At 61.6% G+C, this 11,942-nt stretch carries 17 protein-coding genes, 1 tRNA gene and 1 pseudogene; 11 read left to right on the top strand and 8 right to left on the bottom strand.

Features of this window, described 5'->3' with window-relative positions; genetic code table 11:
• Together DXY33_RS12600 and DXY33_RS04990 are read right to left on the bottom strand one after the other, a co-directional pair.
• Positions 1-174 carry a hypothetical protein gene (locus tag DXY33_RS12600; protein WP_170950646.1) on the bottom strand — a complete coding sequence of 58 codons (174 nt, stop codon included), beginning with the start codon at positions 172-174 and terminating at the stop codon, positions 1-3.
• Positions 175-187: 13 nt separating this feature from the next.
• Positions 188-259, bottom strand: a tRNA-Lys gene (locus DXY33_RS04990).
• A gap of 79 nt (positions 260-338) precedes the next feature.
• On the opposite strand from DXY33_RS04990, the gene DXY33_RS04985 reads away from it, so the two are divergent.
• The 7 genes from DXY33_RS04985 to DXY33_RS04955 all read left to right on the top strand — a co-directional run bounded on the left by DXY33_RS04985 (position 339) and on the right by DXY33_RS04955 (position 5,999).
• Positions 339-851, top strand: a complete 513-nt coding sequence (locus DXY33_RS04985) for a gamma carbonic anhydrase family protein (RefSeq protein WP_115131999.1) — start codon at positions 339-341, stop codon at positions 849-851.
• Positions 852-1,044: 193 nt separating this feature from the next.
• Complete coding sequence (locus DXY33_RS12235; protein WP_025362202.1) at positions 1,045-1,167, top strand: photosystem II protein Y; 123 nt, start codon at positions 1,045-1,047, stop codon at positions 1,165-1,167.
• Positions 1,168-1,214: 47 nt separating this feature from the next.
• On the top strand, positions 1,215-2,585 hold the full coding sequence (trmFO, locus tag DXY33_RS04975) for an FADH(2)-oxidizing methylenetetrahydrofolate--tRNA-(uracil(54)-C(5))-methyltransferase TrmFO (protein ID WP_115131998.1): 1,371 nt from the start codon (positions 1,215-1,217) through the stop codon (positions 2,583-2,585).
• On the top strand, positions 2,582-3,547 hold the full coding sequence (locus tag DXY33_RS04970) for a cation transporter (protein WP_115131997.1): 966 nt from the start codon (positions 2,582-2,584) through the stop codon (positions 3,545-3,547). Before trmFO ends, DXY33_RS04970 begins: the two co-directional genes overlap by 4 nt.
• 24 nt (positions 3,548-3,571) lie before the next feature.
• Positions 3,572-5,128 (top strand): carotenoid isomerase, encoded by a 1,557-nt coding sequence (gene crtH / locus DXY33_RS04965; RefSeq protein ID WP_115131996.1) that lies wholly within the window; start codon positions 3,572-3,574, stop codon positions 5,126-5,128.
• Between the two features lie 35 nt (positions 5,129-5,163).
• The gene (locus DXY33_RS04960; RefSeq protein ID WP_115131995.1) at positions 5,164-5,448 is read left to right on the top strand and encodes a hypothetical protein; all 285 of its coding nucleotides are present in this window, start codon (positions 5,164-5,166) and stop codon (positions 5,446-5,448) included.
• Positions 5,445-5,999, top strand: coding sequence for a hypothetical protein (locus DXY33_RS04955; RefSeq protein WP_115131994.1), 555 nt, complete (start codon positions 5,445-5,447; stop codon positions 5,997-5,999). Before DXY33_RS04960 ends, DXY33_RS04955 begins: the two co-directional genes overlap by 4 nt.
• A gap of 78 nt (positions 6,000-6,077) precedes the next feature.
• Here the strand turns inward: DXY33_RS04955 and DXY33_RS04950 are convergent, their stop codons facing one another.
• Together DXY33_RS04950 and DXY33_RS04940 are read right to left on the bottom strand one after the other, a co-directional pair.
• A complete protein-coding gene (locus tag DXY33_RS04950; protein WP_136975423.1) occupies positions 6,078-6,347 on the bottom strand; it encodes a hypothetical protein in 270 nt (89 codons plus the stop codon).
• A gap of 1,070 nt (positions 6,348-7,417) precedes the next feature.
• Positions 7,418-8,185, bottom strand: a complete 768-nt coding sequence (locus DXY33_RS04940) for a response regulator transcription factor (RefSeq protein ID WP_115131991.1) — start codon at positions 8,183-8,185, stop codon at positions 7,418-7,420.
• Between the two features lie 74 nt (positions 8,186-8,259).
• Between DXY33_RS04940 and DXY33_RS04935 the strand changes: the two genes are divergently transcribed.
• On the top strand, positions 8,260-8,532 hold the full coding sequence (locus tag DXY33_RS04935; protein ID WP_115131990.1) for a DUF6761 family protein: 273 nt from the start codon (positions 8,260-8,262) through the stop codon (positions 8,530-8,532).
• Position 8,533: 1 nt separating this feature from the next.
• Here the strand turns inward: DXY33_RS04935 and grxD are convergent, their stop codons facing one another.
• The 4 genes and pseudogenes from grxD to DXY33_RS04915 form a co-directional block, all read right to left on the bottom strand.
• Positions 8,534-8,857, bottom strand: a complete 324-nt coding sequence (grxD, locus tag DXY33_RS04930; protein ID WP_115131989.1) for a Grx4 family monothiol glutaredoxin — start codon at positions 8,855-8,857, stop codon at positions 8,534-8,536.
• Between the two features lie 19 nt (positions 8,858-8,876).
• Positions 8,877-9,125, bottom strand: a complete 249-nt coding sequence (locus DXY33_RS04925) for a BolA family protein (protein ID WP_114987834.1) — start codon at positions 9,123-9,125, stop codon at positions 8,877-8,879.
• A gap of 48 nt (positions 9,126-9,173) precedes the next feature.
• Positions 9,174-9,701 carry a hypothetical protein gene (locus DXY33_RS04920; protein WP_115131988.1) on the bottom strand — a complete coding sequence of 176 codons (528 nt, stop codon included), beginning with the start codon at positions 9,699-9,701 and terminating at the stop codon, positions 9,174-9,176.
• A gap of 28 nt (positions 9,702-9,729) precedes the next feature.
• Positions 9,730-10,484 (bottom strand): annotated as a pseudogene (locus tag DXY33_RS04915) (lysophospholipid acyltransferase family protein).
• Positions 10,485-10,510: 26 nt separating this feature from the next.
• Here DXY33_RS04915 and DXY33_RS04910 point away from each other — a divergent pair.
• The 3 genes from DXY33_RS04910 to DXY33_RS04900 are packed head-to-tail and all read left to right on the top strand — an operon-like array spanning position 10,511 to position 11,912.
• A complete protein-coding gene (locus tag DXY33_RS04910) occupies positions 10,511-11,260 on the top strand; it encodes a pyridoxine 5'-phosphate synthase (RefSeq protein WP_115131987.1) in 750 nt (249 codons plus the stop codon).
• Complete coding sequence (locus DXY33_RS04905) at positions 11,257-11,577, top strand: MgPME-cyclase complex family protein (protein WP_114987831.1); 321 nt, start codon at positions 11,257-11,259, stop codon at positions 11,575-11,577. The genes DXY33_RS04910 and DXY33_RS04905 overlap by 4 nt, the downstream gene beginning before the upstream one ends.
• Positions 11,577-11,912, top strand: coding sequence for a hypothetical protein (locus DXY33_RS04900; protein WP_114987829.1), 336 nt, complete (start codon positions 11,577-11,579; stop codon positions 11,910-11,912). Before DXY33_RS04905 ends, DXY33_RS04900 begins: the two co-directional genes overlap by 1 nt.
• The last annotated feature ends 30 nt before the right edge of the window (positions 11,913-11,942 follow it).

Genomic DNA, 11,942 nt, shown 5'->3' with positions numbered 1-11,942 from the left:
TCACATCCAATAGCGCTCTGCGGCCACTCGAGAAAACAAACCACCTAGCAATGCCAGAAGAATCGTGACGCCAAAGAATGCGAAATACGCCATCTGAACTGTTGGCCTGATCAGAGATTCACGGCTTTCTAACAGCCGCTCGGTCGTCGGCTCAGTTGAGTCACGAGACGACATCAAATCGTGGATATGGGTCGCCTGAGATTCGAACTCAGGACCAGCCGGTTAAAAGCCGGATGCTCTACCGCTGAGCTAGCGACCCGTGCCCGCTTGGGCATGCCATTTCGGCACCAAATGAGGTTATCACTCAGGTCGCCGGGGAGACTGGTGGCTGCTGAACCATGGCCATGACTGGCTCCAAGCCCTGGCTCGATCCCCAGATTGATGCCAATGCCTGGGTTGCTGAATCCGCCGTCGTGATTGGCAATGTGCAGATGGCAGCGGGCAGCAGCCTCTGGCCCACGGCCGTTGCGCGCGGAGATCTCGAGCAGATCAGTATCGGAGCGGGCAGCAATGTTCAAGACGGTGCCGTGCTCCATGGCGATCCCGGACAGCCGGTTCGCCTCGGTGATGACGTCACCGTGGGGCACAGAGCTGTCATCCACGGCGCCACGCTCGAGGATGGATGCCTGGTGGGCATTGGGGCCATCGTTCTCAATGGCGTCACCGTCGGTGCAGGCGCCCTGGTGGCTGCTGGTTCTGTTGTCACCAAGGATGTGCCTCCCGGAACCCTGGTGATGGGCGCGCCAGCGGCGGTGAAGCGGGAGTTATCACCTGAGGCGATTGATGAACAGCGCTGCCATGCCCGGCGCTACGCGCAATTGGCGGCATCCCACGCCCAGATCAGGCCTTGAACGCACTCCTCTGATTGCTGCGAATTCGATCAGCTTTCAAGGAAGGTCGTGGGATCAACGGAGAAGTCCGTAAGATCGGCGACACAGATTTCCGTTTTCAAGAATGGTCCGAGTTGCCATCGGTCTGGTCCTCATCCTGGTGATCGTCGGTTACTCGGCCTTCAGCGTGATCACTACGGGCCAGGTTCTGGGTATCGATGCCCGCCTGTTCCTAGTGGTTGCCCCGATCTTGGCCGCCGTCAGCTGGGCTGCTTTCAACATCGGCCGTGCGGCTGTGGGTCAACTGCAGCTGATGCTCAAGCGCAGCCGCGCCTGATCCAGGCAAGCGAGCTTCGTAGGCTGAAGGCTGCTTGATGCAGCCGGTTGTTTCAATCTCCCCATGTCACCGTTCTTGGTGCCGGTCTGGCCGGTACCGAGGCGGCTTGGCAGATTGCCCGAGCAGGTGTTGCGGTCACTCTGGTGGAGATGCGTCCGATTCGACGTTCCCCTGCGCACCACAGCGGTGATTTCGCTGAATTGGTTTGCAGCAATAGCTTTGGCGCTCTGAGCAGCGACCGTGCCGCTGGCTTGCTGCAGGAGGAACTTCGTAGGCTTGGCTCTTTGGTGATCGGCACGGCCGACACCCATGCCGTGCCGGCCGGCGGAGCCTTGGCCGTGGATCGCGGTCGCTACAGCGCTGCCCTCACTGAAGCTCTCGACCAGCATCCTCTGGTCACGATCGAACGGCGTGAGCAGCAGGCTCTACCGCCGGAGGATGTGATCACCGTTTTGGCGACGGGGCCGCTCACGAGTGAACCGTTGGCGGAGGATCTGCGCCATTTCACCGGCCGTGCCGACTGCCACTTCTTTGATGCGGCCAGTCCGATCGTGCATGGGGACAGCATCGATCTGTCGGTGGCCTTCCGCGCCAGCCGCTACGACAAGGGGGATGCCGACTACATCAACTGTCCGATGGACAAGGAGCAGTACCTGGCGTTCCGCCAGGCCCTGCTGGAGGCGGAACAGGCGGAACTCAAAGACTTCGACAAGAACGACGCCACCTTCTTTGAAGGCTGCCTGCCGATTGAGGAGTTGGCGCGTCGTGGTGAAGACACCATGCGTTATGGCCCCCTGAAGCCGATCGGGCTCTGGGATCCCCGTTGGGGCGATGTGAACGATCGCGATGTGCGCCGGGCCAAGCGCGCCTACGCGGTGGTGCAGCTACGGCAGGAAGACAAGGACGGGCGCCTCTGGAATCTGGTGGGTTTCCAGACGAATCTCAAATGGGGTGAGCAGAAGCGAGTTCTGCAGATGATCCCCGGGCTGGGCCAGGCGGAATTCGTGCGCTTCGGGGTGATGCACCGCAACACCTTCCTGGAGTCGCCGCAGCTGCTGCAGCCCACCCTGCAGTTCCGCCAGCGCCCCAACCTCCTGGCGGCAGGCCAGATCACCGGCACCGAGGGCTATGCCGCCGCCGTGGCCGGTGGCTGGTTGGCCGGCACCAATGCGGCCCGGCTGGCCCTGGGCCTGGAGCCCATTGATTTGCCGGCCACCTGCATGAGTGGAGCCCTCACCCATTTCGTCAGCGAGGCACCAACGGCCAAGTTCCAGCCGATGCCCCCCAACTTCGGTTTATTGCCGGAGCTGCCGGAACGCATTCGCGACAAGCGAGCGCGCTATGGCGCCTACCGCGATCGTGCCCTGCAGGACTTGGAGCCGATGCGGGCCCTCCAACCCCAGACCGTGACGGCATGACAACCCCTGCGGAGGCTCGCCGGATCGAACAGCGCTCCCTGCGCTTCGGGGTTGGAGCCAACGCAGTGATGGCCCTGGCTGGGTTTTCCGCCCATGTGCTCACCGGATCCTCGGCCCTGCTGTTGGACGGCCTTTATTCCGCCGTGTTGGTGGGGTCGTCCTTGATTGCCAGTCGCATCAGCCGCAACGTGGTGCGGCCACCGGATCGAGCCTGGCCCTACGGCTACGAAGGCCAGGAAGCCCTTTATGTGCTGTTTCGCTCCCTGGTGCTGCTCGGGGTGATCGGCTTTGGCGTCGGCAGCTCCTGCTCCACCTTGATCGATTGGTGGCGGGGGAACAGCATTGCGCCGCTGCATCTGGAGCCGGTGGCGCTCTACACCGCTTTGATGACGGCACTGTGTGGATTGCTGGCCTGGCGGCACCGCCGGGATTGGCGCCGCACGGGTCGTGTGTCGCTGCTGCTGCTCGCAGAGGCCCGCAATGCCCGGATCGATGCCGGTATCACCCTGGCCACGGGTCTGGCCTTGCTGGCGTCGCCGCTGCTCTTGGCAACGCCGTTGTCTGCCCTTGCGCCGATCACCGATGCCCTGCTGGTGCTGGCGGTGAGCCTGGCCTTGCTGCGCGAACCGCTGGCGGCGCTGCGGGATGCCATGGCCCAGGCCGCGGGCTGTGCTGCTGACCCGGATGTGCTCCAGCGCACCCGCATGGTGTTGATGCAGGAGCTGGTGGGGCTTCAGCTGCAGATGATGGATTTCACGGTGCAGCAGCTGGGCCGCACGGCCTTTGTCGTGGTTTACATCAATCCGCTGCAGCCCCAGGAAAGTCGGGTGATTGATGGGTTGCGCCATCACATCGATGCCCGCTGCAGTGCCGAACTCGGACGTCCGGTGCGCTCTGAGGTGATCCTCACGGTGATGCCGCCGATTTACCGCCAGGATCCAAGGCCGCAGACGGCCCCTTAGCGTCACCCCCAAAGAAGCGATGCCATGAGCGAGAACCAGCAGTGGGATGCCGTTGTGATCGGTTCCGGCATCGGTGGTTTGGTCACCGCCAGTCAGTTGGCGGCCAAGGGAGCCAAGACCCTCGTTTTGGAGCGGTATCTGATCCCCGGCGGTAGTGGTGGTGCCTTCAAACGCGAGGGCTACACCTTCGATGTGGGGGCCTCGATGATCTTCGGCTTTGGCAAGAAGGGTTTCACCAACCTGCTCACCCGGGCCCTCGCCGATCTGGGGGAGCACTGCGACACCATCCCCGACCCCGCCCAGCTCGAGTACCACATGCCCGGTGGGCTGCGCATCGCCGTGGATCGCGACTACGAGCAGTTCATCGCCGATCTCACGGCGCGGTTTCCCCATGAGGCGAAGGGGATCCGCCGCTTCTACGACACCTGCTGGCAGGTGTTCAATTGCCTCGATGCCATGCCGCTTCTCTCGCTGGAGGATCCGGCCTACCTCACCAAGGTGTTCTTCAAGGCACCACTGGCCTGTCTGGGGCTGGCCCGCTGGCTGCCATTCAACGTCGGTGCGGTGGCCCGCGAACACATCAAGGATGAGCAGCTGCTCAAGTTCATCGACATCGAGTGCTTCTGCTGGTCGGTGATGCCGGCGGATCGCACGCCGATGATCAATGCCGGCATGGTGTTTTCGGATCGCCATGCGGGCGGGATCAACTACCCCAAAGGAGGCGTCGGCGTGATCGCCGAAAAGCTTGTGAAGGGATTGGAACGTCACGGCGGCGCCATTCGCTACAAGGCCCGAGTCACCGAGGTGTTGATCGAAAACGATCAGGCGGTTGGCGTGAAGCTGGCCGATGGAGAGGTCATCCGCGCCAAGCGTGTGATCTCCAATGCAACCCGCTGGGACACCTTCTCGGATGCGGGTGATGAGCAACGCCGCTCCGGCCAGGCCCTGGTGGATGCCGCCCACACGCCGAGCAAGGAGCAGTTCTGGCGCAAGCGTTATGTACCTTCCCCTTCGTTCCTTTCGCTGCATCTGGGGGTTCGGGCTGACCTGATTCCGGCCGGCACCCACTGCCATCACCTCCTGCTCGAAGACTGGAACCGGATGGAGGACGAGCAGGGGGTGATCTTCGTGTCGATGCCCTCGCTGCTGGATCCGGATCTGGCCCCGGCCGGGCATCACATCGTTCACACCTTCACGCCCTCATCGATGGAGGCCTGGCAGGGACTGACCCCCAGCCAGTACCGCGAGAAAAAGGAGGCGGATGCTGCACGGTTGATCCAGCGCCTGGAGGCGATCCTTCCCGGCCTCGCCGATGCCATCACCCACAAGGAAATCGGCACGCCCCGCAGTCACCGGCGTTTTCTGGGTCGCTTTCAGGGCAGCTACGGCCCGATTCCGGCGATGCAATTGCCGGGACTGCTGCCGATGCCGTTCAACCGTACGGGCCTGAAAAACCTCTATTGCGTAGGTGATTCCTGTTTCCCCGGCCAGGGCCTCAACGCTGTGGCCTTCAGTGGGTTTGCCTGTGCCCATCGGGTTGGGGCCGACCTGGGCCTCAATCCCTGGGCCCTGCCGGCCTGATCTTCTTCTTAGCGTGATCGCCCATAGGAGTTGTGATGACGCCTGAGTTTCTGCCGTCGTCGGACGATCTGGCCCGCTACCTCGAGCAGAGGGGCGAGCTGACCAAGCCCTGGAATCTGCAGATGCTGCGGCTCAAGAAGCTCAAGGAAGCAAAGGAATCGATGGATCCTCAGCTCTACTTCGAGAAGGTGCAGGAGGCCCATGCTGATCTGATGCGGCTCGGTCAGTTCTGGAAAGGCCGTGAACAGGAGGTGTTTGGTGGCACCTACCAACCGTCTGAACTGATTGAACCGCTGCCCGGTTCTCCAGACGACCGATGAACGGCATCGAACGTTTCGGGTTATCGCCCCTGATCCGCTTCACCCTGCTCAGCCTGTATGGGGCCTTGGTGCTGCCCTTGCCATTGCTGGCCCCTGCGGAGTCGCGCTGGCTGATGGTGACAGGGCTGCTGCTGGGCTTGGTGTTGGTGATCGGTCTGTTGAGTGAACGGGTGGAGACCGATGCCGAAGGCATTCAGGTGCGTTACCCCGCCTGGATCCGCTGGTTGCTGCGGCGCGGCTGGTCCATGCGTTGGCAGGACATTCGGGCCCTGGTTCCCGTTGGCACCAGTCAGGGGGGAACGGTGTACTACGTGAAGGCAGTCGATCTGCGCCACCAGCTCCTGCCGCAACGCATTGAGCGCTTCGATCGATTCCTTGAGCTGCTGGCTGCCAACACCCCTGTGTCGACAAAGGGCATCGGGCGTCTGACCCCGCCCTGGACGTATCAGCTCTTGGCTGGATTGGCCGTGCTCATGATCGCCGGCGAACTGGTCACGTCTCTGGCGCTGGCCCAGGGCTGGATCAGTTTGCCGGCGGGTTATCCAGGCTGATCAGAGCTGTTTCTTTCAATAGAAAACCCCGCCAGTGCTGACGGGGTGAAATGTCTTGATTTGCTATCGATCGATGGATCAGTAACGGACGCATCCACCACGACCGTAGTAACCGCGAGCACAGGCACCATTGGGACCTGCAACAACACCCCGACCTCTGTAATAGTTCGGACCGTAGTTGTCATAACCGCGGGGACCGTAGGTGGTGCCGCGATTGATGACGACACCGCCTCCACCATTGTTGTTCCAATAAACACCACCTGCCTTGGCTTCGGGAACAGCAGTGATCGCAAGACCAAGGGCAGCGATTGCAGTTCCGATTGCGATTCCGAGAGTTGTGGTTTTCATGATCATTCCTCCTTGCTTGGTCTGTGGGCTTCAGCCCTGTATTCACACCATCTCCGTTCCAATAGGGAATTAACTCCCTGAGTTGAGGGATTTTTCAACGGATCGCATCCCTCATCTGGGTACGCAATAAAAACCCCGCCATTGCTGACGGTGTGGAGTATGTGAGGTTTGGTCGGGAGATGGATGGCGACAATCCGCGCCTCCTGCTTTCCCTTGACGGGTCTTGTATGGCTCTCAGCCTGTTTCAGAGACGCCCTCGGCAGGCATCAGGCTTCCCGACGCCATCGTTCAGGCATCAGCAATCCATTTGCATGCGACCACAGTGATCGGAGACCAGATGGCAACGGTTACTGCGATGGCGAGCATTAGAAGCATGGTGTTCTCCTCTCTTAAAACACCATCTCCGTTCCTGTCTGAGAACAACTTCCCCATTTGAGGGATTTGTTCACCAGCGCAGATCCCCATTCCAGGGATGTCGTCCCACGAGTCCCTCCCAATCCAGACTTGAAACGCTTTCTCGGCTCAGACCGGTATTGCCGCTTCGATCTCCCAGCCGTCGTTGAGCAGCTCTTCGGCCCGTTTCGAAGCCTCTTCAGAGGCAACATCGATGAGGAGAAATCTTTCTCCCTTGTTGCAATACAGCCTGGTTAATCCGATCACGGCGGGGGCTCCCGGGTGTCGACTGCGCCATGTTGACCCGGCTGCGCTGATCCAGCAATGAAGACGCTCCTGCAAACAACTCTTGATTTTGTCCAGATGTCTGGCGTTGCCATGGATCGCTCAGACGTTGAAATCGATGCAGTGGTTCCGATCTGATGACAACCGAACTCACCAACCTCCCCTGCGGAACGGTTCAGCTCAAAGTCTGCGCGAATCACCTCTGTGAATTGGGTTGGGTGACATCACACCATTTGGTTCCGACCAAAGAGGCCCAGCTGAAGCAGGCCCTGCTTCAGCGAGGACGAATTGAGGTCTCTTCAAGGGGCTTGAGCACTAAGGTTGCTTCGGGTTGGCGTTGACTGGCCCTGACTCCAGAATTCCAGTCGCTGACTGGAATGAATTCACTTGATTCAGCTGGCCGGCAGATTGTCGAGGCTGAAGCGGTAGCCCCGCTGACGCACGGTGGTGATTCCACCGCCCTCGCCAAGACCGGCCTGCTCCAGCTTGCGGCGCAGGGTCAACACCTGAGTGTCCACCGAACGGGGGCCACCGCTAAAGGGAGGCCAAGCCATTCGCAGCAGTTCCTGTCGGCTGCGCACCAGCCCAGGCGGCATCAAGAGTGCGCAAAGCAGGGCAAATTCGCGGGGGCTGAGCTCCACCGGCTGCTCCCGCAGCGTCACCTGGCGGAGGAGAAGATGAACCTCGAGAGGCCCAACGGTGACCCGCTCTTGAAGGCCGCTTTGCCCCCGCTTGAGCAGGGTGCGGCAGCGGGCGGCCAGTTCCTCGAGGCCAAAGGGTTTGCGCAGCACATCGTCTGCACCGTCATCCAGCAGGCCCACCACCGGCTCGGCTCCGGCCCGTGCGGTCAGCACAATCACGGGGCAACGCAGCTGTTCCGCCAAGCGCAGGGCGGAGCTGCGCTCCAGCAGTTCTGCACTCACCAGGAGATCGGGAGACTGCTCCTGACAAACCTCTAAAGCTTCAGCGGCGTTGGCAACTGCTGCGGTGAGATGACCGTCCTGACGCAGCCGCTGCACCAGCACCGTGCGCAGGGTGGGGTGCGGTTCGACCACCAACACTCGCGAAGGTTCCTGACCGGTGTTTGCGCTTGGCATCACCACCGGATCGGCGCTGGCTGCAGACGCTTCCGCCGTGAGGTCGTGGGGAGTGGAGGTCACTGGATCGGCCCGGGCGCGACTACGCTAAGCCGAAATTCCTGGCAGGCTGGTAGCAGGGGCTGCTGTTGTATCTCATGACATCACTCGACGACCCTGAAGCCATCCGTCATTTCCAATCGCTCTGCGATGCCTGCCAGGAGCTGACGACGAGATATCACACCCCTTCGGAGCTTCGGCTGTATTCCGACGGCTACCTGCATGCACTGCGGAAGTCAGGATCGCTTGACCCCCGCTCCCAGCACCGCCTCGAACAATTGATCGATCGCTGGATCATGGATCCCTCCAGCTTTATCGGCCCTGATGGGGATGTGAGCACCTTGTACATGCGCCATCCCCAGGGCTATTGAATTAACTGGCGAGAGCGATTTCAAGTTTTTCGCGAAGTTCGCCGGAGTTGTACATCTCGATGAGGATGTCGGAACCGCCGATGAATTCCCCTTTCACGTACACCTGGGGGATGGTGGGCCAGCTAGAAAACTCTTTGATTCCCTGACGAATATCTGGATCAGAGAGAACGTCGAATGTCTCGAATGCCACACCGAGGGAGTGCAGGATCTGCACCACATTGTTTGAGAATCCGCACTGGGGCATCAGCTTGGAGCCCTTCATGAACACGAAGATCGGGCTGGAAGCGACCAGAGTTTCGATGCGAGCTTTGGTGGAGGGGTCCATCGTTGAGCGTGAGTTGGCGTTAAGCGGACGCAGCGTCCGAAGGGGTTGAGGTGTTGAGGGCGAGGGCGTGAATCGCTTCGCTGGCCAATTCCTGCTGCAGCGCGCCGTACACCATCTGATGCTGACGGATGCGTGAAAGGCCAGCAAAAGCAGACGACACCACTGTCACCTGGAGGTGGTCACCGCCACCGGTGAGATCTTCAACGGTGACGTTGGCGTCGGGAATGACCTGTTGGATCGCGGCTTCAACGGCATCCGGCTGCACCATGGCGGCGGTTGTGCAAAAGGGGACTGACTCAGATGCTGACAGACCGGCTCATTGCCCGGCTGTTGATGCACCCCGGAATTCGGTTTCAACAAAGCCCAGTTCCAGCAGGCTCTGATAGGCCTTCTGACCCTGGGGTTTAGCCGGCGTCATCAGCTTGACCACCTCGACAAGCACAGGAACAGCCACTTCGGGCTGGTTCTGACGGCGGAACAGAGCTGCCAGGCGGAGGTTGGTTTCCGCCAGCAGTTCCAGGGCTTCACGGCCCTTGGTGTCCATCTCACGGGGGATCCGAGCATCAAGGCCCCGGAAGGCACCGCTCAGGTCGCGATAGAAGGCAAGAAGTTGCTTGGAGGCTTTGCGGGCTTTGTCGTAATCAGCCCGCGCTTCGGCCAGGTCTCCCCGGCTGGCTGCTGCATCGCCCTCAGCCAGCATCGAACGAACGACCGCCGTGTTGAATCCACCCTGGCTCTGAGCCAGAACGCGGTTCTCGGCTGAGGTTTGGGCGATGCCGGGAGCTGCAGTGACGCCCAGGGTTGCCACCAGTGCAGCAGTCGTCAGCAATGCGCGACAACCCATGAGACCAGCAAGAAAACGTGGGTGGACTTTAGAAGCTCTGAAGCGGTCGGCCAACGGCAGCACGGGCCGCTTGTTCAGCCGTATGCATCGCCGCAGCGAGTTCGCTGTTGAACTGCCGCGTCGCTTCCCGGTCTCCCTTGGCTGGCACGCTGAGCGGTGCTCCGAAACAGAGCGCTGCCCGACGAAGGGCCTCGGTGGGGCCTGGCTGTAGCCCAAGCCAACGGGAACCACAGGAACGGAAACGCCGCGGCTCTGGGCCAGTTGGGCCAAACGCACCAGGCCGGGCCGCAGCTCAATCGCCGCGTCCTGCCGGTGAATCCTGCCTTCGGGGAACATCACCACTTGCTGTCCGTCGTCCAACAGGTCGATGGCCAGACGCAGGGTGGTCATCGAAGGCCGTCCCTGGTCCACCGGGAAGCAGCCGAGCCGTTGCAGAAACCAGCCCTGCAGCCCCCGCATTTCGGTGGTGGTCACCATGAAGCGGCAGTCGCGGCCACTGACCCGACGGCCAGCGGCCATCGGCAGCATCAGGGCATCCCAGCGGGCGCGGTGCGTCGGTGCCAGCAGCACCGGGCCCTGATGGGGGAGATGCTCTGGGTTGAGCACCAGACGCTCACGGAATTGAAGGCGCAGCACCAGATCCTGGGTTGTGAACATCGCCAGGGGGGCCCAGAAGCTGTCGATGCCGACACGCAGACTGTTTTCTCGGGTCGCCAGAGCCGCTTGCAACGGGCTGATCGGATTCGATGCCTGAGAACCTAAATCCCCCAGGCAAAGCTGCATAGGATCCGGCCAACGACTGCCCCGACATGGCCAGCCTCGGCGTCAATATCGACCACATTGCCAACATCCGTGAAGCGCGGCGGACCGTCGAGCCAGACCCGGTGTCGATGGCACTGCTGGCTCAACTCGGTGGGGCCGATGGGATCACCGTGCATCTGAGGGAAGACCGGCGTCACATCCAGGATCGGGATGTGGAGTTGCTGCGCCAGACCGTGCGCTCCCGCCTCAACCTGGAAATGGCCGCCACCGAGGAGATGGTGGCGATTGCGCTGCGGATCAAGCCCGACATGGTCACCCTGGTGCCGGAACGGCGGGAGGAGGTCACCACGGAGGGGGGCCTGGATGTGGCCGGACAAGAGGCCTCCCTGGGGGCCATGGTGCAAACCCTTCAGGCCGCCGGGATACCTGTGAGCCTGTTTGTGGATCCGGAGGCCACCCAACTCCAGGCCTGCAAAGCCACGGGGGCCTGCTGGGTGGAATTGCACACCGGGCGCTATGCCGATGCCGACTGGAGCACCCAGCCCCAGGAGCTGGCGCGCTTGCAGGAGGGGACGGCCATCGCTCGGCAGCTCGGTCTGCGGGTCAATGCCGGCCATGGCCTCACGTATCAGAACGTTGAGCCCATCGCGGCCATCCCTGGGATGGAAGAACTCAACATTGGCCACACGATCGTGGCCCGCTCTGTCGCCGTCGGACTGCAACAGGCTGTGCGGGATATGAAGGTCTTGGTTCAGAATCCCCGCCTTGATCCCCTTTTCGGACAGGCGCCCGGATGACCACCTATCACTTCGTTGCAGCCAGCGAGCGCTTCCTCACCGTGGAGGAGCCGTTGGAGGAAGTGCTGCGGGAGCGCCAACGCAACTACGCCGAAACCGGCAAGACCATCGATTTCTGGCTGGTGAAGCAACCGGCTTTCCTCTCTTCTCCTGAGCTGGCTGAGCTCAAGGCAACCATTCCCCAGCCCGCTGCCGCTGTGGTGTCCACCGATCCCACCTTCATCACTTTCCTCAAACTCCGTTTGGAGTACGTGGCTGTGGGGACCTTTGAAGCTCCCTCCGCGGGGATTCCCGATGCACTTGCCGGTGCCGTCTGATGAATCCCAGTTCCCTTCCCGTTCAGCAGCGCATTGCACTCCTGGTGCAGGCCCTCGATGGTGCGGAGAAAACCAACAAGGCCTTGGCCACCTGTCCCGATGGGGACGCGATGGTAGACATCCTGCTGGGGGCTTCGGCCAAGCTGGGGTTGGGGCTGACCCGCCGTGATCTCACGGAGACGCCGCCGATTCGCGACTGGATCTGGTTCAAGAACAACGATCCCCTGGTCACCGTTGGTGATGCCAAGCCCCGCTACCGCAGGGAAACCCCCGAAAAACCCAAGCCAGACCCGAGCCAACCCAAGGAACGCAAGCGCTTTCTCGGTTTGTTCTGATCTGCATGCCGGATTCTTGGCGCTGCCTGG

The organism is Synechococcus sp. N26, from assembly GCF_900473975.1.
Classification (GTDB): Bacteria; Cyanobacteriota; Cyanobacteriia; order PCC-6307; family Cyanobiaceae; genus Parasynechococcus.
This window is presented reverse-complemented; position numbering and strand designations above follow the sequence as displayed.

Bases quoted from the DNA above. Each gene is read 5' to 3' on its own strand.
- DXY33_RS04955 (WP_115131994.1), top strand. From the start codon at position 5,445: ATGAACGGCATCGAACGTTTCGGGTTATCGCCCCTGATCCGCTTCACC.
- DXY33_RS04920 (WP_115131988.1), bottom strand. From the start codon at position 9,701: ATGGGTTGTCGCGCATTGCTGACGACTGCTGCACTGGTGGCAACCCTG.
- DXY33_RS04900 (WP_114987829.1), top strand. From the start codon at position 11,577: ATGAATCCCAGTTCCCTTCCCGTTCAGCAGCGCATTGCACTCCTGGTG.
- DXY33_RS04970 (WP_115131997.1), top strand. From the start codon at position 2,582: ATGACAACCCCTGCGGAGGCTCGCCGGATCGAACAGCGCTCCCTGCGC.
- DXY33_RS04935 (WP_115131990.1), top strand. From the start codon at position 8,260: ATGACATCACTCGACGACCCTGAAGCCATCCGTCATTTCCAATCGCTC.
- DXY33_RS04985 (WP_115131999.1), top strand. From the start codon at position 339: ATGGCCATGACTGGCTCCAAGCCCTGGCTCGATCCCCAGATTGATGCC.
- grxD (WP_115131989.1), bottom strand. From the start codon at position 8,857: ATGGACCCCTCCACCAAAGCTCGCATCGAAACTCTGGTCGCTTCCAGC.
- crtH (WP_115131996.1), top strand. From the start codon at position 3,572: ATGAGCGAGAACCAGCAGTGGGATGCCGTTGTGATCGGTTCCGGCATC.
- DXY33_RS04910 (WP_115131987.1), top strand. From the start codon at position 10,511: ATGGCCAGCCTCGGCGTCAATATCGACCACATTGCCAACATCCGTGAA.
- DXY33_RS04905 (WP_114987831.1), top strand. From the start codon at position 11,257: ATGACCACCTATCACTTCGTTGCAGCCAGCGAGCGCTTCCTCACCGTG.
- DXY33_RS04950 (WP_136975423.1), bottom strand. From the start codon at position 6,347: ATGAAAACCACAACTCTCGGAATCGCAATCGGAACTGCAATCGCTGCC.
- DXY33_RS04960 (WP_115131995.1), top strand. From the start codon at position 5,164: ATGACGCCTGAGTTTCTGCCGTCGTCGGACGATCTGGCCCGCTACCTC.
- DXY33_RS04925 (WP_114987834.1), bottom strand. From the start codon at position 9,125: ATGGTGCAGCCGGATGCCGTTGAAGCCGCGATCCAACAGGTCATTCCC.
- DXY33_RS12600 (WP_170950646.1), bottom strand. From the start codon at position 174: ATGTCGTCTCGTGACTCAACTGAGCCGACGACCGAGCGGCTGTTAGAA.